Source organism: Bacillus cereus group sp. BfR-BA-01524 (genome assembly GCF_022662595.1).
Taxonomy (GTDB): Bacteria; Bacillota; Bacilli; order Bacillales; family Bacillaceae_G; genus Bacillus_A; species Bacillus_A thuringiensis_S.
This window is the reverse complement of sequence record NZ_JAKUDW010000085.1, coordinates 1-22,733: the sequence shown is the minus strand read 5'-3', so window position 1 is coordinate 22,733 and position 22,733 is coordinate 1. Positions and strand designations below refer to the sequence as shown.

Here is a 22,733-nt window from a genome sequence, read left to right as displayed (position 1 = left end):
AAATTATATCAACGATTCGTCAAGGTATATCGATTTATCGACAAATAGCAACAATAAGAAAAGGCTGTTCCAGATGAACAGCCTTTTCTTTATTTACTTGAAATCTCTTTATTATTTTGAACGTCTAACGGAGCTCGCTTTCCTATTCCGAAAGCATAAAAACTAATTGTAACGATAGCTAAGAAAATAATACCTACAACTAATGAAATACGAGTATCATCGTTAAACCACATTCCGATTAATACCATAATTAAAAAGGCAATCGTTAAATAGTTTGTTACAGGAGCAAATGGCATTTTGAACGGATGATCTTTCATCTCTGCTCCCTTTTCTTTTCTAAAATTAATTTGACTAATTAAAATGACAAACCACGGTACCATACCAGGGAGTACACTCGCACTATATACATATACGAATAAATTTTTCGGTGCGATGTAACTTAAAACAACACCAACCGCCAGACCGATAATTACGCCAACTGTACCGAATAAAGGTACACCATTTCCAGAAAGTTTCGTGAAATATTTCGGTGCTTGTCCATTTACACCTAACGTATAAAGCATACGTCCAGCACTATAAATACCACTATTACAACCAGACATTGCCGCTGTAATTACAACGAAGTTAATAAGTCCAGCTGCTGCCGTAATACCAACTTTCGCAAAAGTCGCTACGAACGGGCTACCAATTGTACTTAATTGATCCCACGGATATACAGTTACAATAACGAAAATAGCACCAATATAGAATATTAAAATACGCCAAATTGTACTTTGAATCGCTCTTGTAAGTGTCTTCTTCGGATTTTTCGCTTCGCCAGCAGTAATTCCGATTAATTCCACACCTTGATACGCTCCAACTACAAGTGATAATGCAAAGAAGAATCCTGAAAAACCACCTGTAAAGAAACCGCCATTTGACCAAAGATTAGATATGCCAATCGCTTCTCCGCCGTTACCAATTCCAAAGAAAATAAGACCAAATCCCGCAATAATCATTAATAGAATCGTAACGATTTTAATCATCGCAAACCAAAATTCAAATTCACCAAATGACTTAACAGAAATTAAGTTAGCTGCGCCAAGAATGACCATTGCAATTATACCTGGTATCCAAGCTGGTAAGTCCGGGAACCAATATTGCATATACGCTCCAACCGCGATAATTTCTGACATCCCAACGATAACCCACTGGAACCAGTTACTCCAAGCTGTCATATAACCAGCTAGCGGATGAATATACTTATGACCGAACGTCGCAAATGAGCCTGTACTTGGCTCCATATACAACATTTCTCCCATGGCACGCATGATGAAGAAGATGAAAATACCTGCAATTGCATAAGCAAGCATTACTGACGGACCTGTCCATTTAATTGTGCTGGCTGACCCCATAAACAAACCAACACCAATCGTTCCGCCTAAAGCAATCATTTGAATATGACGTGCTTCTAAACCTCTTTTCAATTCTTTGTTTGCCACTTCACTTCCCCCTCTTAGATGATTCATAGCCGCATTTTAAAACAAGATGCTTTCCCCTAATTCCTTTCGGCCCTGAAAATGATGAAGCAAACGTCATTTTACACTAGCTTTAAAGCTATCCTAAAATCGTTTTGTGCTCCTAATAAAATTCTCAAAACCTTTCATCTTCCAATATTCTATAAATCTTAAAATTACTTACCTTATATTAATTCATTAATCTGAAAAATTCAATTATTTTTTCAATAAATTAATATGCATGATTGCACTTAATTTTTAACTAAATTAACAATAAAATACATCTATTCAATATGATTCCGGCATGTATATTATTACAATATAAATAACCGAGGAGATCTTATCTTCCTCGGTTTCATACTTCATGCACTTCAATCTTCATAGTTGATAACGTAATTTCCCAAACGCTAGATTCATATACCAATCAGAAATTTAATATATTAATAAATTACTAACTTCTTTAGTCCAGTCCAATTTTGAGGCATAAAATATAAAAGAGTCTCATTAAAAAATGAGACTCTTTTACGATTTCATATTTAAATCGATTTCGAAGTTTGCTTACCAAAGATAAACACTTTAGTACACACTGCCATTATAACTACAATAACTAGAAAATAAAGTGGCATCACCATTAACGAGCCTGTATGCAGCTGACTCATTCCCCAAATTGTCATCGTTACAATTACATAGTAACCTAAACTAAACAACGCTCCAGCTGTACCAATAACGTCTTGAAAATCTACTAACGCTAAACTTAAACAATTAGGTAACGCTACTCCAATTCCTAATAGCAATATAAACATCGCTATTAAAAATACAATCATATATATGACGTTCGGATCTGATCCAACAAACGTAATAACAGCTAAAAGGATAGCTCCCCCTGTCATTACAAGACAACCGATATATATAATTTTCTCCGGTTTATAAGTAGCAAGTAAACGTTTTGAAACTTTCGCCCCAATAATAGAAGCAGACGCAACAACAATTCCTAAAAACCCATATATACTAGGCGATAACTGAAAGTATTCAATAAAGATAAACGGCGCTTCTGCATAATAGCTAAATAAAACACCATTTGCTCCTCCAATTAATAGCCCATATGTTACTACTTTCGGATTTGTAATTAACTTCTTAAAGACTGAAAACACATTTATTTTATTCGTTACTGAGTCCGTCTTTGTTTCAGGAAGAGAAACAAATGTATACAGAAAAATCCCGACACTCATAACTACTAAGCTTAAAAATACTATTTTAAATCCAAACATTTGATCAAGAAAGCCACCAATTAACGGTCCTATCGCTGGTGTAAAAGCAATGACTGCCGAGATTTGAGCAAACATAACATGCCTCTTATGCCCTTCTACACTTTCCCGAAGAATCGTTTGCGTCACAACTGATCCTGCACTTGCTCCAAACGCTTGAATAAAACGACTTACTAATAAAACCTCAATGGAATTTGCAATAAAGCATAAGAAACTCCCAACGCCATATACAACAATTCCAAATAACATCGCTGGGCGACGACCAATTATATCTGATAGCCATCCAATAAAAAATACACCTAAAGCAAATCCAGCAAAATACACACTAAGTGTTAACTGCACCTCATTATTACTTACATGTAACGCCTTTGAAATATCAGGTAAAGACGGTGTGTAAATCGTTTCACTAATTTGCGGAAATGCGACAAGAATAATCATTAACAAAAGTGATGGTACTGAGACTTTTTTCATTTTTCATACCCTCCTATAACTTTGAAAATCTCAGAAATAAAAAGACTTTCCTTAGCTACGGAACAGGAGGGGCCATTATAGAAATCCGGTCATAAAACAACAAAGAAAACACCTCAATTACGTATGTTAATACTTATAGGAGGGTAATATTAACATCGATTTTTAAATATACTTTTTCAATTATATTACATATTACTTTTATTTTTCTAGTATTAACGTTCAAATGTTCTTTTTATATTAGTGAACAACTAATACACGCCATAGAAGATAACTACTTGATATAACCACCTTATTATGGAATAATTAGAAATAGTTTGAATCTATAAACCTAATTATAAAATGATATACTCATATATTCCTAATGTCATACAGCTGAACAAGTAGGAGGACTTTCGTAATGATTGAAATTTTAAGGACAGTAGTAAACTTTCTAATTTCTCTATTCTCAGGAGAATTACCATTTGTATATTATGTATGGATTATTACCCTATTCCTAATTCAAATAACCCAATCTACTCTAAACTATAAACTCTTTAACAAGAAAGACAATTTCAGCACTTATATATCGGAAGGATTACTTGCTCTTATTATTTTATTGTTTGGAGGAATATTAGTATCTAAGTTACTTGCTTACATAATAGACGATCCTACTATTAGTATGACGAATTTAACACATTATTTTGTTTCTCTTATCATATTAACTATATTTGTCGTAATAACCTGTGTTAAAGACTTTATAGAGACATCTATAAAGAATAAAAATATATCTCTTTTGAGCTTTTTAGTAATTTCCTTAATAACAAGTATACTTTCATTCAAGTTTTTATCACCCTTAATTGAAGGTTCTTTTTCTCTTTCTAAATCTTTTATCACCACTTTAATCATTCTTGTAACTATATCAATCCCTCTATTAATTTCCTTAGAGGATAAGTATGCAGACGAAAAGGAAACGGAAAATTTATAGTTTCTCATTTACATAAAGAAAGAGGGAGCTCCCCTCTTTCTTTTATATCGTCCTATTTCACAAGACTAAATCATTCCTTTTAATATTAATCCTAAAACTGACATTATTATCGCGCTAATAATAATTCGCAAAATCCAAGTAGTGTTTGTACTTATTTTTTCTAATTGCTTATTGATTGTTGCTATATCTTTCTCATTAATAGTAGTACGCGTTTCTAAATTTCGAATGTCTCTCATAATTTCTTTTTGCTCCGCCTTGAGACTGTCAATTTTAGCGTTAACATCTTCCATATGTTCACACCCTCTGTTCATCTTAATAGAAAAATCTATATATATTATGAGACAACCCTCTTACCTGTGAATACATTGCGTATATCCGCGTACCAAATTATTTGTACAATCTAATTGAATTACTCACATGTTTCCATTCTTCTATTTATAAATTAGCGTTAAGATAAATTAAAATTAGAAAAGGAATCCGTTGTTTATTTAACAACAAACAAAATGCAATCCAACATTCGGGAGCACCTACGATAATTTCTATTGTTTTCATCACCATTTTCATATTTACAACTCAATATAATCAGTATGATTTTCTGAAGAATCCACTTTTTCAGCCGCTTAATGTATACTAATATTAATACGAAATAGCTGTATTGATAAACTCTCTAGAACAATAAATATACTGGCTGAAACGGATCTATATCCGATATTTTTTCCAGTAACATGAATGGTTATTTCTGATAAATGCGTTTGTATATCATTGTTTTCAATAATTTCATCCTCAACCTTTACAATATCTGCTTCACAATCTACTTCTTTAAAAGTTTTCAATAATTTTGTTTCCAATAAACTACAATCAAAATTCTCATCTTTTATTACAGCAAATTTAACCTTCATATCGATTTCCCCATTTTTAACAAACTAAAATCATTAAATCAATATAAATATATATTATTCTATTAAATAATTCAAAATATACGCTTCTTATATACATTATTAAAAATCAGTTCTAAAGAATTAAATGCAAAAAGAAATTAAATATACAAATCCCCTTCTTCAACCAATCAATATAGAATTCCCTTATGCCCTATGATTAAAATTTTTTCATTTTAAAGCCGTAGATTCTGAGGATTTTTTGTTTTTATATTAATAATTCATTTCTTGAATTTTGTAGCATCGGAAATAATAATATAGTGAAACAAATTAAATATTAGGCGTTCCACTGATCTTTCGTATAATTCGTCTCTTAATTATTTTGCTCATTGCGCTTTTTTATTTCCATCCCTATTTCAACTGAACTTTGTGTAATAATGCATATTTCAAATACATTATTTCCTTTCACTCATACTTTTATCATTATGTTTTTATTCACAAATTCGTAACACATATATATGAGTTATCATGCTAAAATTAGTTTATTCACAAGAAGAAGTTATTCTTAATAAATCAATAAATTTTAATACCCTGTTTAAAGCCTTGCCCCCCTGCAAGGCTTTTTCCTATTTAACTAGAGTAGTAGTTTTCGTTATGCATCTCTCTTCTTTGTTCCTTACCCTACAAATAATACTGCATGTTTATTTTAATTTTTCAGCATCCGTACTCGCTCTGTTCGAGAGCTCTTTACCAAATATTCAATCTAATGATAAAATTGACCAAATTAATATTTTCGTCCATACCTGTATCAAAAAGTACACTAAAGAAAAAAAGCACTCTCACGATTAAGTAAACGCGAGCTTTTTCTTCTATCTACTTACTATTTAAGGTTAATAGTTTAGTAACAAGATTTAAAAATTCGACTTAAATTCATTAATGAATGGAGAGGTTTATATGAAATTAAAAGACAAAGTAGCAATCATAACTGGTGGTGCAAGTGGAATTGGCGAATCTACTGTTCGTCTTTTTATCGAAGAAGGTGCAAAAGTAGTTATTGCTGACTTTTCTGAACGTGGAAAAGAACTATTGATATTAATTTGTCTGGGGTATTCCTTTCTGATAAATATTCGATTGAACAATTTCTTAAACAAGGTACAGGTGGTGTCATCGTTAACGCTGGTTCGATTCATAGTTTTGTTTCATTATCTACCCCAACAGCATACTCCTCTGCAAAAGGTGGTGTGAAACTATTAACTCAAAATTTATGTACTGCCTACGCTAAATATGGAATACGTATTAATGCGGTGTGCCCTGGTTATATTGACACCCCTTTACTAGGTAGTGTTAATCCTCAACAAAAAGAATATTTAGCTTCACTTCATCCACAAGGCAGACTTGGAACACCAGAAGAAGTCGCTAAAGCTGTCTTATTTTTAGCAAGTGATGATGCTAGTTTTGTTAACGGTACAACACTTCTTGTTGATGGAGGCTATACTGCACGTTAATTTAAAAATTTTGAAGCACCCTAAGAAATATATAGTCTTCAACAAGAAAAAGCACCATCACAAGTGACGGCGCTTTTTCTATGTAAGAGCAACTAGAAGGTATCCTTCTAGCCTACTCCCATTTATAAGTCCAAAACTGTTCAAGTTGCAGCCATTTTAATGTTGCTGCATCTTTGTTTTTTATTTTTGCATGCGTGTCTTCAAGCATTGCTTCTGTTTGTGAACGGTGCGCACCTAGTGCAGTTAATTTATGATCAAATACTTCACTAATGTTATTTACAACATCCGGTTCTCCTAATACTGCTTCACGATTTTTCGTAATCGCAACCGCATGAATAACTGGGCGCTCTTCTTTTGGCATACGTGATACAGCGCGAACGACAGCGCGGCCAAATGCATTATGATCTGGATGTACACCGTGCTCTGGATAAAATGTAATAATTCGAGATGGATTTACTTCTTGAATTATTGCTTCAATTTTGTCAGCAACGAAATCAACATCTTCAAATTCTAACGTTTTATCATGGAAGCCAAGCATTCTTAAATCTTTAATCCCCATCGCTTCACAAGCATCTTTCAATTCTTTCTCACGGATATTTGGAATCGTTTCACGGTTAGCGAATACGTTCTTACCCATGTTACGTCCCATTTGTCCTAGAGTACCACATGCATATGTTACAGGTACTCCTTGATCTGTTAATAAGCGAATTGTTCCTCCCGCAGCATATGCTTCATCATCTGGATGCGGAAATACAACAAGTACATGTCTCTCCATAAGTTTCCCTCCTTCTTACTTAAATGGTGTTAAGCTTAACTCAAGTGCGACTGCTAGACGACCTAAATTATCATGTCCAGCTAGTAATAAACGCTCTTGACCGTCTACTTCCCAGTGCGTAATACCTTCAGCATATACCCAACCATGATCCATTTTTAAACCAACTCGGTATGGATTTGTTCCAGTTATCTTCCCACGTTCAAAACGGATAATTGCATTTCGAATGAAAGCACCAACTGTCATCATCTTTTCATTTATGTGTGATGCATACGCTCCGTTTGTTGTTTCTAAATGAATATATACATCTTTATTTACAAAACGTTCAATTTCATTTTGAATAAGAGAACTATCTTTTACTATTTCCATCGGAATTCACCTCTTTAAACCATTTTACGCAAAAATAATGTAAATTGCTATCTCTATATTAGAGGACAACGCTCACTTTTCCTAATAATTTGCACTGTGTTTTTTATATTTTTTATATGATATGTAAAAAATACATTTTTCCCTTCACTTCGTTAAATAGTTTTCTTTCTTTTTTGAATTTGCTACAATATATTTTATCCCGCATTATTGCAGCGAGATACATTTCGACAATTGAATACATACTTTAAAGAAGGTGACATGATTGGAACAATCAGCACATGAAGTAGCAAATTGGCAATATTATTTTGCAATTGCCGTATTTTTAATCACGTACGGATTTATTATTTCTGAGAAATTGAATCGTGCTGTAATCGCACTATTCGGTGCTGCTATTATGATTATTTTTGGAGTTGTAGATCTACATACTGCTTTCACATCACATATTCAATGGGAAACGATTACCCTTTTAATTGGAATGATGATTCTCGTTCATATTACGAGTCAATCAGGCGTCTTTGAATTTGTGGCCATTAAAGCGGCAAAAGCCGCTGGCGGAAAACCGATTCGCATTTTATTATTACTATCCCTATTAACTGCTGTCGGATCAGCATTTTTGGATAACGTAACGACCGTTTTATTAGTCGTTCCTGTCACATTATCCATTACACGTATTTTAAAAGTAAACCCTGTTCCTTATTTGATTTCAGAAGTACTATTTTCAAATATAGGCGGAACAGCAACATTAATCGGTGATCCACCTAATATTATGATTGGATCAGCAAACAAGCATTTAGACTTTAACGCCTTTTTACTTAACTTAGCTCCAATCGTAATTATTATTTCTATCGTGACACTTGGCATTATTTACTTCATGTATCGTAACAAACTAAAAACAACACCTGAACAAATCGAAAAACTAATGGAATTAAACGAAAAAGATTACATTAAAGATCAAAGCCTCCTTTTAAAATCTATTTCGATTTTAGGACTAACTATTTTAGGCTTCGTACTTCATTCGATTATTCATGTAGACGCTGCTGTTATCGCGATGACAGGCGCTACACTTCTTATGTTAATCGGCGTGAAAGAACATGACATTGAAGATGTATTTGCCCACGTTGAATGGGTAACCATTTTCTTCTTCGCCGGACTATTCGTTCTCGTTGGCGGGTTAATAGATATCGGACTTATCTCTTCACTTGCAAAAGAAGTAGTCGACGTAACAAACGGTGACATCGGATTCGCAGCTATACTTATTTTATGGGTATCTGGCATCGCATCTGCGACAATCGACAACATCCCATTTGTCGCAACGATGATCCCTCTTATTCAAGACTTAGCTACAGGACTCGGACTATCTGTCGATTCTCCGCAAATCGAAGTACTATGGTGGGCGTTATCTCTTGGAGCTTGCTTAGGAGGAAACGGAACATTAATCGGAGCATCTGCAAACGTAGTCGTTGCTGGTATTGCAAAACGTGAAGGACATGCTTTCTCTTATATGGACTTCTTAAAAATTGGTTTACCATTAACTATTGTTGCACTCTTGTTATCACATGCTTATATATATTTACGTTATTTAATGTAAAAGTTGTATTGCATGAAATTATATCGTCAAATACAAAAGGTTTGCAGCATCGTGCTGCAAACCTTTTTTCATCACCAAAATATACCGATAATTGCTAACCCACCTAAAATCATACCACCAATTTGTCCGACAATTGTTGGTGATAATTGAACACCTTTTCTCACTTCAACAACTGGTCTTTCGTGCCTTAGTTGCTGCACTTCGCTTTGCAGTTGATGTACACTTCCGTGTAACTCTTTAATTAGTTCCTTTAATTCAGCGACCTCTTCATTTACTGGTTTTGCTTTTTCTAAATTCATTTTACATAACTCCTTATAAATTCAATCAGTTCACTGTAAATTTTCGCCAATTACCATTATATCTCCTGCATACTACATATATAATATTGAATGTATTCGCTAATCTTGCAGCTCTATCCATTCATCCCGCAATATCCCCATAATCATACGATCAAAACACTTCCCATCTCTTTGAACTGCTTCTCTCATACAACCTTCCATCTGAAAACCCATCTTTTTATACAACTCAATCGCAGCTTTATTATAAGAGATAACATCAAGACCGACGCGGTGCAAATTCAATTCATAGAAAGCATATTTTAAGATAAGATGGATCGCTTCTTTTCCATATCCCTTCCCTCTATCATTCGCATCTCCTATACCAATTGCTAATAACCCTGTTCTGTTATTCCACTCTATGCCATGAATCGCCACAAAACCAATTAAACGATCATCTTGAACTGTCCTCAACATGAAAGATACACTATTCGATTTCCGTCCTTTTAATAGCCCATCACTTGCTATTTCTTGTATCGATTGCGGGAATGCTACATCTGTATCTACATTTCTTAAATATTCACTATCCTCTTGCCACATAGCCATTACTTCAGCATCAGCTTCTCTAATAGCTGATAATTTAATCGTTTTATTTCGAAAAAGATTCATTGTCATTTCAAACTCCCCTTTTTTTAATAGCGGGGATACTTATTTCAGCCTATTTATCCCCTTGTTTCATAAACGGGATACTTACAATAAGCGCTGACATTGGCATATCTCCTCTACGTTAAATTAAATTCATTGTATAATTTTTCATTTATTCTAACAATAAAAAAAGACCCTCAAAATTTAGAGGGTCTTCCTAACAACGAATCGATATTATTTCGTAAACATTTTCTCCGCTTCATCCATTGCCATTTTGTTTCCTAAAGCAGAATAGTCAAGCCATGGTTGATCATTGATAATGTATACGTGCTTGCCTTTAACTGCTTTTAAATCTTTCCAAATTGGTGTTTCTTGAAGTTGTTTAAATGCAGCTTTTGCCTTATCATCTCTGTTTACAACAACGAAAATCGCATCTGCATCAAAGTCAGGTAATACTTCTTGTGAAATGACTTCGAAAGGACGGTTTCCATCAATTTTCTCTACACCGTTTGCAGGTTGTAATCCTAAGTCTTGGAATAAAATTGGTCCCATCGGTCTTTTCGTACTAAATACACGTAATTCTTTTGCAGTAACGCGAATTGCCATTACTTTTTCGTTATTACCTAGCTCTTTATCTATTAAACTTTTTACTCGTTTTGATTGCTCTTCGTAATCTTTAATATATTTATCTGCTTCTTTCTCACGGTTTACAAGTTTACCAACTTGTTTTAAATGATCTCTCCACGTACCTTCATCTAAATTGAAAGAATGTGTTTTTGCAATTTTTTCGTATTTCGCTAAATCTTTGCCAGCGTATTTTTCATCCACATAAATTTCAGATGGCTTTAACTGAAGTAACGCTTCCATATTCGGATCTGTTACAACACCAAGCTTCTTCGTATCTTTCAACTTCTCTTTAGCGTGCGGTAAGAAATCTTTTAAATCTCCACCAATCACAGAACCTACAGGTGTAATTCCTAATGCAAGTAAATCATTCGTTAAATGAATAGACATTGAAGCAATTTTTGGGTCATTATTTTTTTCCGTTTTTTTCGTTGCCTCTTCATTAGCTTTCGTTTGACCACATGCTGCTAATACTAAAATACACATCACGCTAAATAAAATAGTAAGTTTCTTTTTCATATGTTCTCCTCTTTGCAGTATTTATTTTGTTTTTGTAAGTAAATAAAGAAAATACGGTGCTCCTAAAGCTGCCACTACTACACCAGCCGGAATAGAATTTGGTTCAAATATAGAACGACCTATCGTATCTGCTAGTACTAAAATAATCATTCCCATAATGCCAGCTAGCGGAAGAAAATGTTGATAGGTAGTACCTACTAACTTCCTTGCGATATGCGGAGCAACTAAACCGATAAAACCAATCCCTCCTGCCATCGATACACTTGCGCAAGATAATCCAACCGCTGTAGCTAATAGTAATAACCGTTCTTTTTGAACAGAAACACCAAGTCCTGCCGCTACACTATCACCTAGTGACAATGCATTTAACGTTTTAGATTTTAGCCACGCATAAGGGGTTAGTATGAAAATCCAAGGTAATAATGCAAGGACATGAATCCAATCCCTTCCCCACACGTTACCAACTAGCCATCTAGAAGCGAATGTATACGTCTCATCATTTAACTTGAGAGAGAAAAATAACGAAATTGCACTAAAACCAGCTGAAACTGCAATACCAACGAGAATAAGTCTAATAGGAAGTAAACCATTTGACCGATCACTCGCAAGTAAAATAATAAGAAATGCAGCTAATACTCCTCCGCCAAATGTAAATAACGGTATTAAAATGGATGCACTTTCATTAATAGAATGAAAGAATGTAACGAATATAATTAGCCCGAAAGATGCACCTGAATGCAGTCCAAGAATACCAGGGTCTGCAAGTGCATTACGTGATAATCCTTGCAAAATCGCACCGGAAATCCCAAGGCCAATACCGGCTAACATTGTGATAATAATTCTTGGCATACGATAATCGTATAGCACGGTTGCGCTCTCAAAATCACCATAACCAAAAAGTGTTTCAATTACTTTAAGTGGCGCTATACTCAGTGTCCCTGTATTTAAACTAATTAAAATTACAGCGATACTTACACATCCGAAGATTGTAGTTACAGTAATAGCTCTCTTTTTATCCGTGTTAAAAAGATCTTTCACTTATAGCTCCCTCCCGACTTTACGTGCTATATAGAGGAAGAACGGAACTCCAACAAGAGCTACCATAATCCCTATCGCAAGTTCCTTAGGAGGATTTACTGTTCTTGCTCCTAGGTCAGCTACAACTAATAACATAGCTCCTAATAATGCTGACATAGGAATAATGAGTCTATAATTAACACCAACTAATTTTCTAGCAATGTGCGGGATAACTAATCCTACAAATCCAATAGAACCAACAGCCGAAACAGAAACACCTGCCAGAATAACTACTATAGTCATCCCTAGTATTCTCGTTCGGTTCGTTTTCACTCCTAAATTTGTAGCAACATCATCCCCCATTGATATGAGTGAAATAGATCGCCCTAACACTATCGCAAAAATAATCGTTATAAGAATAATAGGCACTAAAAATTTCAAGTGTTCCCACTTAACCCCTGCAACACCACCAGCATACCAAAACGCTAAATCTTGGCTTAAATCATAATAAATCGCAACACCTGAACTTAATGAATGTAAAAGCGCTGCCATAACAGCTCCAGCAATCGTTAACCTCATTGGTGTTAACCCACCTGATGTTGCTGATCCAATAACAAAAATAAGTACTGTACTTAAGACTGCTCCAATAAAGGAAACAATCATTAAATAGGAATACGGCATATGCGAAAAAAAAGCAAAACTAAGTGCTACTACAAACATCGCTCCTGCATTTATGCCAAGTACACCTGCATCAGCTAAAGGATTTCGTGTTACTCCTTGCATAACCGCTCCAGCGACCGCAAAAGCTGCCCCTACAACTGCTGCTCCAATTACTCTCGGGAGCCTTAATTCATAAATAATTTGGTGCTGCGTTAATTTCGGATTGTAATCCAAAACCGCTGTCCACACCGTTTGTAAATGAATATCCTTTGCACCAAATGAAATGGCTAAAAATATAGATCCAATTAAACATAAAATTGTTAAGCTCATGAAACATATGAACTTAATATGTATCCAGCGGTTACTACCAGCATGTACAGTAGACTTATGTAACATGTTTCATTTCATCCTTTATATTCAGTTGTTTTTTATAATTATTTTTTATTTGTAATTATTATTGATAATAATTATCATTTTCATTTAGATATTATATCCCCACTTTTTTTAAATAGCAAACTATTTTTTTACTTTGCTACAATATTAAAATACTCATTACAATTCCCTTCTAAAACTTACAAATACATGCAAAATAGACTACTGGATTATTTTTTAAATTGTAGTATACTTATTAATTATTTTGATTTTTCTAATAAAGATACCGAAGGTGACACAATGTTCTATATAAAACAACTACTATATTTCACTTACGAGCAAGCATTATCTTGCTTATTCCCAGTCGTTATTTTCTTAACACTAGCCCTGTCAAAAATTGTTTCAATCCCAGGGTTATATCGTTATGATTTCATACTCATCGTATGCCTTCTTATGCAGTGGATTATGTACAAGACTGGACTTGAGACGAAAGACGAGTTAAAAGTAATCACTGTCTTTCACCTCATCGGACTCTTTCTAGAAATATATAAAGTCCATTTTGGTTCATGGAGTTATCCTGAAGAGGCATATTCAAAGATTTTTGGAGTCCCGCTTTACAGCGGTTTTATGTATGCTAGTGTCGCAAGTTACATATGCCAAGCGTGGAGAAGGTTGCATTTACAAATGCATCATTGGCCGAAAGCTATTTTTGCCGTACCGTTAGGAGCTATGATTTACTTCAATTTTTTCACACACCACTTTACATACGACTTTAGATGGATATTAACTTTACTACTATTCATTGTTTTCTCTCGCACATTTGTACAATTTTCATTACAAGGTGTTACATATAAAATGCCACTCATTCTCTCCTTTTTCCTTATCGGATTTTTCATTTGGATTGCAGAGAACATCGCAACATTTTTCGGTGCATGGCAATATCCAAATCAACGGGAAGCGTGGAATCTCGTTCACTTAAGTAAAATTAGCTCATGGTTTTTACTCGTTGTTATTAGCATTATGATTGTCACGCAGCTCAAACATTTGAAGGAATCAAAAAGATAATGCTGATTATGTAAAAACAGGCAGCCCATCACTCATAAGAGAGTGATGGGCTTTTTTAGTAATATTTTTTAAACAGTCCTTATCAAAGGAGTTATAATTTACAAGAGCATAAGCAGTTGCATATTATGAACTACTACTAGCAGAAGAGGTTGCTGCAGATGAAGCGGCAATCGTTGCCATCATAGCTGCTTGTTGTGCTTGTATGAGGACTTCTATCATTGTTTGTAAACCTGTGTTGGTAGCTTTACTTTCCTCACCTTTCTGACTTACGAACAGTTGAATAGCAATAAGAATATTTGTATCTGTATGCCAACGGAATAATTTATCCCCCTGCAATTTTTCAATAAATGCTCGAATAGAATGAATCTCTTTTTCTCCGTCCTCGAGTAACGCTAGTAGCCCGATAGCTGGGTAATGCATCTGTTTTACTTTTATCTTTTCTTGCTTTAACAAATTCCATATATTTGTACATTTTGCAACTAATAGTTCTTCCCTGACATCCTTCTTTAGTGAAAGAATATGACTCAAAAATTGAAGATCATTCCCTTTACGCAAACCAGCTGTCGCTAGTTTCTGATAAAGACGTTCCACTCGGTCCATAAGTGTTTCTACATGCTCTGATTGTCCTGCTAATAAAACTGCGAGCGGATAATCATTTGTACTTGTAAGAAAGAGGTGATCCTTTTTCATGCGTTTATATACTTGCATCGAACGCTGAATATGTGTGCCATGCTGTTCATTTTCTTCTGTTAAAAGCACAGCTGCTGCGAGATAAGTAAATATACTCCGGCTAAAGCCACCAGTGACCAATTGTTCATATAAATCTAAAAACGTCCGAAAAGCTTCCTTGTAATCTGTAAAGTGAATATCTAATGTTGCGGCCACTACAAAACGATGATAAGACTTTAAGTATGAAAACATCCCTACCTGATTCTTAATATAACTACTAATTTCTAAAAAACGTCCGAGATCAAACAATTTATCACTACCTGCATACATAGCAGCAATCATCATTCCTGTTCGAGAATCACTCGTTTTCCATTTTAGTTCTCCCTTTAACTGTACATATGTATGTTTATATTGCTCCAACTTTTGCTCTAATGTAATCATAGTATTCACCCCTATTTCTAGTTCTTCTCTATTATTATACGTATATTCCATATTTAGGAATACTATAATTAATAATCACACCATAAAAATTATAAAATTCTCTTATCCTTCTTCATCAGCACCACGATGATAATCCCTAATCCTTCAAGAAGTTATACAAAAAAGGTAGATAATAATTTATCTACCTTTTTTGTATATATTATTTAACATTACAACTGTATTGCTTGTTATATGCAATTAAGACTAAAGAGCTTTAATAATACGTTCCATCGCTTTCATTTGCCCAATATGATCAGCTTCATGATAAAGCATCATACCGTAAAGCTCCCCTACTGTTTCCAATCCTAGGAATGGCTCTGGCAGTTTATTTTCAAATGCTTCTGCTGGAATTTCGTTAATACGTTTTGCTTGTTCTTTTAATTGAGCCGTTAATACTTCTAACGATGGTCCTTCTGTTTTCCATTTAGATGGTCGTGATCCATACCCAAACATACCTGGATATTCAGTTGGTAATTGTTTGAATTCTTTTCCAAACATGAAAACTTCTGCTGCTGTTAACACGTGACCGATATGCCAACGAATTGTATTGTTAAAACCCTCTGGCTGCGTATCCGCAGTTTTATCATCTAACGTTTCCATAAATTTAAGTAACGCCCCGCGCGTTATTTCAAATTGTTTTAAACCCACTAGTCTATTCATTTTATCGTTCCCCTTCTTGATGTACAATTTATTATGAACTAATAATGTTCAACTTATTAACGTTTCACCTTGTTTAATCTATCAGAAACAAATAAGAAATACATCTAATATGCTTATTAAAAATAATAAAAAGGTTCACTCCTCGTAAATATAGAATTACTTACTATGTAAATAAAAGAGGAGTGTACTTGCATGTTACATATTTTAAAACAGCAATATAATCTTATTAGCTCTACAAGAGAAACTCTATTCACATTTTTAGAAGAAATCCCATTAGAAAAATTACATAGCACTGTTCCGAATTTCGGGAGCGGTAGCATTATAAAGACACATATTCATGTAGCCGATTGCTATCGATACTGGCTTGGGTCATTCGCATTCAAGCAAAAAAGAGCAGATTTTTCATTTGCTAGCGATTACGAAATTGAGCATGCAGATGTCGCGAAAGTCCGTGCTAGATTTAAATTAGTAGATGAGACTGTACAAAGTTTTTTAAATGAATACAATGATCGTTGGCTTGAAAACATAGCAAATGAAGTGAAATGGCAAAGAGAACCTTGGAGCACAACTCCGCTATGGCTTTTAACTCATACAGAGACTCATGAGTTTCATCATAAAGGACAAATTGTATCAATGGCTCGTCACCTTGGATACAATCCTCCTGATACAGACCTTAGTTAATTCAATGGTCCATGATTACCGAAAAAATTAGAATGAATACAAAACGAGCATGTTTTGAAATCCAATCAAAACATGCTCTTAAAATATTCTATCTTACAATCTCCATATCCTCATCAATACCAAATAGTCTCCGCATAATTATAAGCATCACTATTCGGTATTGTATGTTTCCCCTGCGCTTGCGCCTTTCTTGGATCTAAGTCATATACCATTGGCGTATAGCATGATGTTTGCCCTTTATTTACAACACCATTTCCTCCAGCACTTCCACAAGTGTATGCCTTTCCATCTGTTTTTCTAACAATCCTTGCATCAGCTTCGTTATTATAAACCGCTGCACGCGTTACAGTAACTTTTGCCCACGCTGTTTTACACGTCGTGCTAAATTTTAATTCCACATACGAATTTGAATCAATCCACTTCTTTTCTTTCGTTACTGCAGATTGATCACAGCTGTTATAATAAGGACTTTTCCCATCATATGAATGGTCTTCTGCGTATGCTTTATCGCTATTAGTCGTGCTAAACATACTAGTTACAACGAGTAAAGATAGCAATAAACATGCACTCGTCTTTTTTAAAAGTTTCATATCATTTCACTCCTTTATTAATAACGTGCTGTTTTCCCGTAACCGTTATTAAACGTAACTGCTTCAGCATCTGCTGTGTATCCGAAATCAGCAGTTAAATCAAATACCATTCCTGTATAAGTGCTCGTTTGACCTGTTTTTATTGTGCCGTTCCCCTGATTAGAAGTAACTGATTTTTGAAATACACCATTTTTGTATTTATTCACAACAGCGTACGCGTACACTCCTCCCGAAACAGCTGGTGCTGGTTGATCTAAAACAAACTTAGCCCATGCTGCATGACATTTATTACTGTAACGTAAATACACTGTCCCTACTTTTTTACTACCTTCATATACAGCTGTAGATTTTGCATTAAATCCATCTGCATCACACGTCGTACTTCCCCCGTATACTTTCGTTGTTGCTGGATTTTTCCCGTCATAATAACTACTTAAATCAGTAGCTGCAAATGTACTTCCTTGAAAACTAAATAATACACCTATACTTGCCGCACTTAACACGCATACTTTCATTAACTTTTTAAACATTTTAAATTCCTCCTCACAATAAGTACGTATACTAAAGACAAGCTATACTACTATGTAAGTCCTCCTTTCACGCTTCCTAGAGGCATCTTACAGAAACGTATAAACGTTGTAAATTCCCTTATGATTATTGGAATATACGAAAAATTTTACTTATCCTTGTAAGAAAAAAAGTTGAGAAATACACATTTTATAGCATTCTATATTTAAAACATAAAAGAACCGATACTTGTTATATTCAAGCATCGGTTCTTTATACAAAATTGCCATTTTTTCTTTTATATAAAATAAATATTTCTCCACTTAATCCGTTACAAAAAACTCCCTCGTTACATCAATAAATTGTCGCAGTGGTGCTGTCATCCATTTATCTTTATGCCAAGCGATTTGCGTATAAATCGGAGAGATTGTATTTTCTAAATGTAACTCTTTTATCGTCCCCTCTCGTATATCTTTTTCTACTACTATTGCTGGTAAAACGGCTATGCCTAAATCTGCAATAACACATTGTTTAATTGCTTCAACACTAACAAATTCAATTTTATTTGCTGGATATACATCTTCCCCGCGAAATAGCTCTTCAAATAAAGTCCGATACGAGCAGCCTAATTCTGTTAGTAAAAGTGTTTCACTCTCTAAATCTTTTATAGAAACTGAAGGTTGTTCAAGTAAACGATGCCCTGGAGCAGCTACTACTTTTAATTCTTCTTTCATAAGTGGTTCCACATGCAAAACATCTTCTGTTTTACATTCGTCCAAAATAAATGCAAGATCTACTTTCCCTTCCATCAATTGTTCCTTCGCATCTTTATTAGAATGTGCTGGTTTAAATATAAGTTTTATTTGAGGAAATTGTGCTTTAAACTTCTTTAATATAGAAGGCAGTCTGTATGTACATTGACTTTCTTGTGCACCAATTATTAACGTACCTGCTATTTCCTCATCATTTTTCACGGCCGTCTTTGCTTCGTTACTAAGTGCAATAATCTTGTCCGCATATAGTTGAAACTTTCTTCCTGCTTCAGTTAAGAAAAGACGTTTTCCTAATCTTTCAAATAACGGTGTACCAAGCTCGGCTTCTAACGTTTTAATTTGCGCTGTCACGCTCGATTGAGCAAAGTTTAATTTCTTCGCAGTTTGTGTAAAGTTCAAAGTATGTGCCGCTACTTTAAATGTAATTAACTGTTTTATTTCCATTTATCATCCCTCTTTTCAATCGATATTTCCGATTGATTCCATCGAAATAATCCTCTTTGTCTATTGATATTTGTATTGTATGATAAAGAGCATCGACAAACAATAAAATGGAGGTATTCCATATGAAAGCACTTTGTTTCGAACAGTTTGGAAGTCCAGATGTACTACAATATAAAGAAATACATGATCCAACCATAAATCCAAATGAAATTCTAGTCCGCACGAAAGCAATCGGATTAAACTTCGCTGATATTTATAGACGCCGCGGCGATTATCATCTTGCTGGCAATCCGCCTTATGTATTAGGTTATGAAGGAGCTGGAATTGTTGAAAAAGTAGGAGCTGACGTTACTACTATCAACCTAGGAGACCGTATTGCATTTGCGGACGTCCCATTTGCAAATGCAGAACTAGTTGCCGTTCCATCGGAAAAAGTAATCCCACTACCAGATTCTATTTCTTTTGAAACAGCCGCTTCTGTCTTATTACAAGGATTAACAGCACATTATTTAACGCAAGATAGCTATCAACTAAAACAAGGTGATATAGCTTTAGTACACGCTGCAGCTGGTGGCGTCGGTCAACTTCTCGTTCAAATGATTAAACTATATGGCGGAAAAGTAATTGGTTTAACGTCATCAAAAGAGAAAGCAAAGATAGCTACATTAGCTGGTGCCGATCACGTATTTTTATATAACGAAGAATGGCATACGAAAGTACTTGAAATGACTAATGGAACTGGAGTAAATGTTGTATATGAATCAGTAGGTTCTACATTAGAGGAAAGTTTTAACGCTACTAAAATTGGCGGTACTGTCGTATTTTACGGAATGGCTGGTGGTAATCCTGCTCCAGTTGATCCACGTATGCTTATGGATACTTCAAAAACTTTAACTGGCGGAGACCTTTGGAACGTTCTTACCACTTATGAAGAACGTAAGCAGCGCTCTACTCAATTATTTGATTGGATCACAACTGGAAAATTAAACATTTCAAATCCTACTACATTCTCTTTACAAGACGGTGCCCGTGCTCATGAATTATTAGAAAGCCGTAAAAGTACTGGGAAGATTTTATTAATCCCATAATTCACAAAATGAAAAGGAAGCTAGATTTCTCTACCTTCCTTTTCTTATTTCTATTTGAGATTTAATTATATTTCAACACTTTCTTTCCCTTTTGCAACATAACTCATATCTCCAACCGACTCGACTGTATATGTTCCATCTTGGTATACAATCTTCGTCACACTAGCATTTTCCACCCCAAGTTTTGTTTTGCTACTGTCTAACATTTCTATTAAGGCAGTAATCAAAAGCCCATGAACGACAACTAATACGTTACCGCCGCCATTTTTAGCAGCTTCTTCACTAATTTTATCAATCTCTACTTTTATACGAGTAGAAAATAATTCCCAATCTTCCGCCTGTTTCGTAGGATCTGCTGCTCTAATAAGATCGATAACTTCTTGAATAGAAAACTTCATGAGTTCTTCTGGTGATGCAACGCCCGCAGCTTTTCCAACCACATCCCACATATTCTCAAGTTTTTCACCTTCAAAAATACCAAAATTTAATTCTCGCAAATTTTTTCTTTGCTCAAGTTTCAATTTTGATTGCTCACTATATTTTAATACTAAATTAGCAGTTTCAATCGCGCGGCCGCTATCACTACTATATGCATTCATAAAATGAATATCTTTTAATCCTGTTCCTAAATTTGTAGCAACTTCCACACCTTTTTCTACTAATGGAGAGTCTGCCCAACCTTGCGCGCGATGATTCGTATTTAATATTGTTTTACCGTGCCTTGTAACATATAACGTAACTGCATTCTCATTGCTATCTGTTTCTCGCTTATTCATTTCATTCTCTCCCTTTACGTTTCTATATCAATTTTACCACCTCAATTATTCATTGAGCAAAATATACGTCAGTAGATCCGCTTAATAAAAAAAGCTATCTTTCTGTATATCCATACAAAAAGATAGCATCTTTTATGATTACATTTCTTAACCGGTACTCCTACTCAGCAAAAGCACTCGAATATTGTACAATTCCTTCTACACCTTGAAGAGCATTTTCTGTTAATTCCATTATCATAAATACCTCTTCAGGCACTTCAAACGGTGCTTTTATATTCCACTCACTTGCTTTCTTAAAACCAAATTTCGGGTAGTACTCTGGATGTCCTAATACTACAACTGATCCGTATCCAAGTTCTTTCGCTTTTTCTAAAGCAGCCGTGATCAGTTTTCCGCCAATTCCTTTCTTCTGATGGCCCCTAGTAACTGAAACTGGTGCAAGTGCTAACGATTCTACAGAAGTTCCATCTTGTTCTATTGTAATTTTCGATAACATAATGTGACCAACTATATCTTCATCTACCGCAACAATTGATAACTCCGGAATAAATGCGTCACATTCTCTAATACGTTTTACAAGTTCATGTTCTGTTTTATCGCTAAATTCTTCAAGTGAAAATGCCTCTTTTACGACTTCTTCTGTTTTTCTATAATCATTTTTTTGTTCTTGTCTAATCGTTACCATTTTAACTTATCCTCTATTCTTTCTTATTTCTTTTTGAATTTTACGCAGTGCTTTTTTCGATCCGCGCTCAATATCGTGTTGCATTTTTCTTTCTTTATAATCAACAAATAGTGTATTTAAATCGTATCCTTCTGGATATAGCTCCTTCGCTGCTACCTCTAAAGTAATACGTTTTACATTTACTTCAACGAATTCACCGTTATAATATACATCAACGTTATAAAAATTATCTTTTTCCTTATAGATGATACCAAAATCATCATAATCCAATAAATTCACACGATCGCCGATTTTGTACTCATAATGAGATTCTCTTTTTTCTTGTACAAATTTCGGTTTTCTAATTTTACTTTCATTCACTTTTTCTAAAGCGTACTCTTTATTTCCCATGTACTCTTTCGCCCTTTTCAGTACATGTTCTTTTACGTTCATTTTGTTTGCAATCCAAAGTGCATTACTTTCCCCTGATTTGCCAATAACTAATTTATAAAGCGGCTCTAACGTTTCACTATTAAATTGCATCGCTGCATTCATAAAGTCATCGTGCATTTCTGAGAATCGTTTAATTTCTCCGTAATGCGTACTCGCAACGGTAATACATCCCGCAAGGTACAACTCTTCTAAAATAGATATTGCAAGTGCTGCACCTTCATTCGGTTCTGTACCGCTTCCTATTTCATCAAATAATAGCAACGTATTATTATTTGACATCCTCATAATCTCAGAAAGATTTTTCATATGAGAAGAAAATGTACTTAGTGCATTTTCAATACTTTGATTATCACCAATATCTACGAATACATTTTCGAAAATAGCAATTTCTGTACCTTTATCTCCTGCAATATGAAGGCCTGACATTGTAGCTAATGTTAACAATCCAATCGTTTTTAACACAATT

At 34.6% G+C, this 22,733-nt stretch carries 24 protein-coding genes and 1 pseudogene; 6 read left to right on the top strand and 19 right to left on the bottom strand.

Annotated elements, in window-relative coordinates:
* Positions 1–89: 89 nt before the first annotated feature.
* Positions 90–1,481 (bottom strand): amino acid permease, encoded by a 1,392-nt coding sequence (locus MR170_RS23570; protein ID WP_001284410.1) that lies wholly within the window; start codon positions 1,479–1,481, stop codon positions 90–92.
* A 551-nt stretch (positions 1,482–2,032) separates the two neighbouring features.
* Entirely contained in the window at positions 2,033–3,232 is a 1,200-nt protein-coding gene (locus MR170_RS23565) for a multidrug effflux MFS transporter (RefSeq protein ID WP_242309531.1), read from the bottom strand.
* A gap of 397 nt (positions 3,233–3,629) precedes the next feature.
* Here MR170_RS23565 and MR170_RS23560 point away from each other — a divergent pair, with 397 nt between their 5' ends.
* Positions 3,630–4,196 (top strand): DUF5823 family protein, encoded by a 567-nt coding sequence (locus tag MR170_RS23560; protein WP_242309529.1) that lies wholly within the window; start codon positions 3,630–3,632, stop codon positions 4,194–4,196.
* Between the two features lie 65 nt (positions 4,197–4,261).
* Here MR170_RS23560 and MR170_RS23555 read toward each other — a convergent pair whose 3' ends face one another.
* Together MR170_RS23555 and MR170_RS23550 are read right to left on the bottom strand one after the other, a co-directional pair.
* Positions 4,262–4,486, bottom strand: coding sequence for a hemolysin XhlA family protein (locus MR170_RS23555; RefSeq protein WP_088307238.1), 225 nt, complete (start codon positions 4,484–4,486; stop codon positions 4,262–4,264).
* Between the two features lie 330 nt (positions 4,487–4,816).
* Positions 4,817–5,095 carry a hypothetical protein gene (locus MR170_RS23550; RefSeq protein WP_029442902.1) on the bottom strand — a complete coding sequence of 93 codons (279 nt, stop codon included), beginning with the start codon at positions 5,093–5,095 and terminating at the stop codon, positions 4,817–4,819.
* Between the two features lie 930 nt (positions 5,096–6,025).
* On the opposite strand from MR170_RS23550, the pseudogene MR170_RS23545 reads away from it, so the two are divergent.
* A pseudogene (locus MR170_RS23545) lies at positions 6,026–6,576 on the top strand (SDR family NAD(P)-dependent oxidoreductase).
* Between the two features lie 112 nt (positions 6,577–6,688).
* Here the strand turns inward: MR170_RS23545 and bshB2 are convergent.
* Both bshB2 and MR170_RS23535 read right to left on the bottom strand, forming a co-directional pair.
* Positions 6,689–7,351 (bottom strand): bacillithiol biosynthesis deacetylase BshB2, encoded by a 663-nt coding sequence (bshB2, locus tag MR170_RS23540; protein WP_000439487.1) that lies wholly within the window; start codon positions 7,349–7,351, stop codon positions 6,689–6,691.
* 15 nt (positions 7,352–7,366) lie between these two features.
* On the bottom strand, positions 7,367–7,717 hold the full coding sequence (locus MR170_RS23535; protein ID WP_000407046.1) for a YojF family protein: 351 nt from the start codon (positions 7,715–7,717) through the stop codon (positions 7,367–7,369).
* Positions 7,718–7,979: 262 nt separating this feature from the next.
* Between MR170_RS23535 and MR170_RS23530 the strand changes: the two genes are divergently transcribed.
* Entirely contained in the window at positions 7,980–9,305 is a 1,326-nt protein-coding gene (locus MR170_RS23530; protein WP_242309527.1) for an ArsB/NhaD family transporter, read from the top strand.
* 71 nt (positions 9,306–9,376) lie between these two features.
* Here MR170_RS23530 and MR170_RS23525 read toward each other — a convergent pair whose 3' ends face one another.
* The 5 genes from MR170_RS23525 to MR170_RS23505 all read right to left on the bottom strand — a co-directional run bounded on the left by MR170_RS23525 (position 9,377) and on the right by MR170_RS23505 (position 13,441).
* Positions 9,377–9,604 carry a coiled-coil domain-containing protein gene (locus tag MR170_RS23525; protein ID WP_001047304.1) on the bottom strand — a complete coding sequence of 76 codons (228 nt, stop codon included), beginning with the start codon at positions 9,602–9,604 and terminating at the stop codon, positions 9,377–9,379.
* A 99-nt stretch (positions 9,605–9,703) separates the two neighbouring features.
* Complete coding sequence (locus MR170_RS23520) at positions 9,704–10,255, bottom strand: GNAT family N-acetyltransferase (protein ID WP_016080797.1); 552 nt, start codon at positions 10,253–10,255, stop codon at positions 9,704–9,706.
* 204 nt (positions 10,256–10,459) lie between these two features.
* Complete coding sequence (locus MR170_RS23515; RefSeq protein ID WP_226603986.1) at positions 10,460–11,368, bottom strand: iron-hydroxamate ABC transporter substrate-binding protein; 909 nt, start codon at positions 11,366–11,368, stop codon at positions 10,460–10,462.
* A 21-nt stretch (positions 11,369–11,389) separates the two neighbouring features.
* Positions 11,390–12,406, bottom strand: a complete 1,017-nt coding sequence (locus tag MR170_RS23510) for a FecCD family ABC transporter permease (protein WP_242309525.1) — start codon at positions 12,404–12,406, stop codon at positions 11,390–11,392.
* The gene (locus MR170_RS23505; protein WP_242309523.1) at positions 12,407–13,441 is read right to left on the bottom strand and encodes a FecCD family ABC transporter permease; all 1,035 of its coding nucleotides are present in this window, start codon (positions 13,439–13,441) and stop codon (positions 12,407–12,409) included.
* A gap of 276 nt (positions 13,442–13,717) precedes the next feature.
* Between MR170_RS23505 and MR170_RS23500 the strand changes: the two genes are divergently transcribed.
* Positions 13,718–14,482, top strand: a complete 765-nt coding sequence (locus MR170_RS23500; RefSeq protein ID WP_016080793.1) for a DUF817 domain-containing protein — start codon at positions 13,718–13,720, stop codon at positions 14,480–14,482.
* 123 nt (positions 14,483–14,605) lie between these two features.
* On the opposite strand, the gene MR170_RS23495 is transcribed toward MR170_RS23500, so the two are convergent.
* Positions 14,606–15,643 (bottom strand): DUF4003 domain-containing protein, encoded by a 1,038-nt coding sequence (locus tag MR170_RS23495; protein ID WP_141542558.1) that lies wholly within the window; start codon positions 15,641–15,643, stop codon positions 14,606–14,608.
* 192 nt (positions 15,644–15,835) lie between these two features.
* Positions 15,836–16,291, bottom strand: coding sequence for a DinB family protein (locus tag MR170_RS23490; RefSeq protein WP_001081119.1), 456 nt, complete (start codon positions 16,289–16,291; stop codon positions 15,836–15,838).
* 192 nt (positions 16,292–16,483) lie between these two features.
* Between MR170_RS23490 and MR170_RS23485 the strand changes: the two genes are divergently transcribed.
* Positions 16,484–16,972, top strand: coding sequence for a DinB family protein (locus tag MR170_RS23485; protein ID WP_000902416.1), 489 nt, complete (start codon positions 16,484–16,486; stop codon positions 16,970–16,972).
* Between the two features lie 113 nt (positions 16,973–17,085).
* Here the strand turns inward: MR170_RS23485 and MR170_RS23480 are convergent, their stop codons facing one another.
* The 3 genes from MR170_RS23480 to MR170_RS23470 form a co-directional block, all read right to left on the bottom strand.
* Positions 17,086–17,562, bottom strand: a complete 477-nt coding sequence (locus MR170_RS23480; protein WP_242309522.1) for a DUF2690 domain-containing protein — start codon at positions 17,560–17,562, stop codon at positions 17,086–17,088.
* Between the two features lie 17 nt (positions 17,563–17,579).
* Positions 17,580–18,092: a YjfA family protein gene (locus MR170_RS23475; protein WP_000473732.1), complete on the bottom strand. Its 513-nt coding sequence runs from the start codon at positions 18,090–18,092 to the stop codon at positions 17,580–17,582.
* 300 nt (positions 18,093–18,392) lie between these two features.
* Entirely contained in the window at positions 18,393–19,286 is an 894-nt protein-coding gene (locus MR170_RS23470) for a LysR family transcriptional regulator (protein WP_226603996.1), read from the bottom strand.
* Positions 19,287–19,408: 122 nt separating this feature from the next.
* Here MR170_RS23470 and MR170_RS23465 point away from each other — a divergent pair, with 122 nt between their 5' ends.
* Entirely contained in the window at positions 19,409–20,374 is a 966-nt protein-coding gene (locus tag MR170_RS23465) for a quinone oxidoreductase family protein (RefSeq protein WP_242309519.1), read from the top strand.
* A 65-nt stretch (positions 20,375–20,439) separates the two neighbouring features.
* Here MR170_RS23465 and MR170_RS23460 read toward each other — a convergent pair whose 3' ends face one another.
* The 3 genes from MR170_RS23460 to MR170_RS23450 all read right to left on the bottom strand — a co-directional run.
* On the bottom strand, positions 20,440–21,150 hold the full coding sequence (locus MR170_RS23460) for a histidine phosphatase family protein (protein WP_043936326.1): 711 nt from the start codon (positions 21,148–21,150) through the stop codon (positions 20,440–20,442).
* Positions 21,151–21,310: 160 nt separating this feature from the next.
* Positions 21,311–21,835, bottom strand: coding sequence for a GNAT family N-acetyltransferase (locus MR170_RS23455; RefSeq protein WP_043936327.1), 525 nt, complete (start codon positions 21,833–21,835; stop codon positions 21,311–21,313).
* A gap of 6 nt (positions 21,836–21,841) precedes the next feature.
* Positions 21,842–22,733: MutS-related protein (locus MR170_RS23450; protein ID WP_481746787.1), on the bottom strand; the 892-nt coding region annotated here is incomplete at its 5' end.

Excerpts from the sequence above, each read along its gene's own strand:
- MR170_RS23485 (WP_000902416.1), top strand. The coding sequence starts at position 16,484 with ATGTTACATATTTTAAAACAGCAATATAATCTTATTAGCTCTACAAGA.
- MR170_RS23535 (WP_000407046.1), bottom strand. The coding sequence starts at position 7,717 with ATGGAAATAGTAAAAGATAGTTCTCTTATTCAAAATGAAATTGAACGT.
- MR170_RS23455 (WP_043936327.1), bottom strand. The coding sequence starts at position 21,835 with ATGGTAACGATTAGACAAGAACAAAAAAATGATTATAGAAAAACAGAA.
- MR170_RS23550 (WP_029442902.1), bottom strand. The coding sequence starts at position 5,095 with ATGAAGGTTAAATTTGCTGTAATAAAAGATGAGAATTTTGATTGTAGT.
- MR170_RS23555 (WP_088307238.1), bottom strand. The coding sequence starts at position 4,486 with ATGGAAGATGTTAACGCTAAAATTGACAGTCTCAAGGCGGAGCAAAAA.
- MR170_RS23475 (WP_000473732.1), bottom strand. The coding sequence starts at position 18,092 with ATGTTTAAAAAGTTAATGAAAGTATGCGTGTTAAGTGCGGCAAGTATA.
- MR170_RS23525 (WP_001047304.1), bottom strand. The coding sequence starts at position 9,604 with ATGAATTTAGAAAAAGCAAAACCAGTAAATGAAGAGGTCGCTGAATTA.
- MR170_RS23565 (WP_242309531.1), bottom strand. The coding sequence starts at position 3,232 with ATGAAAAAAGTCTCAGTACCATCACTTTTGTTAATGATTATTCTTGTC.
- MR170_RS23560 (WP_242309529.1), top strand. The coding sequence starts at position 3,630 with ATGATTGAAATTTTAAGGACAGTAGTAAACTTTCTAATTTCTCTATTC.
- MR170_RS23460 (WP_043936326.1), bottom strand. The coding sequence starts at position 21,150 with ATGAATAAGCGAGAAACAGATAGCAATGAGAATGCAGTTACGTTATAT.
- MR170_RS23465 (WP_242309519.1), top strand. The coding sequence starts at position 19,409 with ATGAAAGCACTTTGTTTCGAACAGTTTGGAAGTCCAGATGTACTACAA.
- MR170_RS23505 (WP_242309523.1), bottom strand. The coding sequence starts at position 13,441 with ATGTTACATAAGTCTACTGTACATGCTGGTAGTAACCGCTGGATACAT.
- MR170_RS23470 (WP_226603996.1), bottom strand. The coding sequence starts at position 19,286 with ATGGAAATAAAACAGTTAATTACATTTAAAGTAGCGGCACATACTTTG.
- bshB2 (WP_000439487.1), bottom strand. The coding sequence starts at position 7,351 with ATGGAGAGACATGTACTTGTTGTATTTCCGCATCCAGATGATGAAGCA.
- MR170_RS23515 (WP_226603986.1), bottom strand. The coding sequence starts at position 11,368 with ATGAAAAAGAAACTTACTATTTTATTTAGCGTGATGTGTATTTTAGTA.
- MR170_RS23495 (WP_141542558.1), bottom strand. The coding sequence starts at position 15,643 with ATGGAATATACGTATAATAATAGAGAAGAACTAGAAATAGGGGTGAAT.
- MR170_RS23500 (WP_016080793.1), top strand. The coding sequence starts at position 13,718 with ATGTTCTATATAAAACAACTACTATATTTCACTTACGAGCAAGCATTA.
- MR170_RS23480 (WP_242309522.1), bottom strand. The coding sequence starts at position 17,562 with ATGAAACTTTTAAAAAAGACGAGTGCATGTTTATTGCTATCTTTACTC.
- MR170_RS23520 (WP_016080797.1), bottom strand. The coding sequence starts at position 10,255 with ATGACAATGAATCTTTTTCGAAATAAAACGATTAAATTATCAGCTATT.
- MR170_RS23490 (WP_001081119.1), bottom strand. The coding sequence starts at position 16,291 with ATGAATAGACTAGTGGGTTTAAAACAATTTGAAATAACGCGCGGGGCG.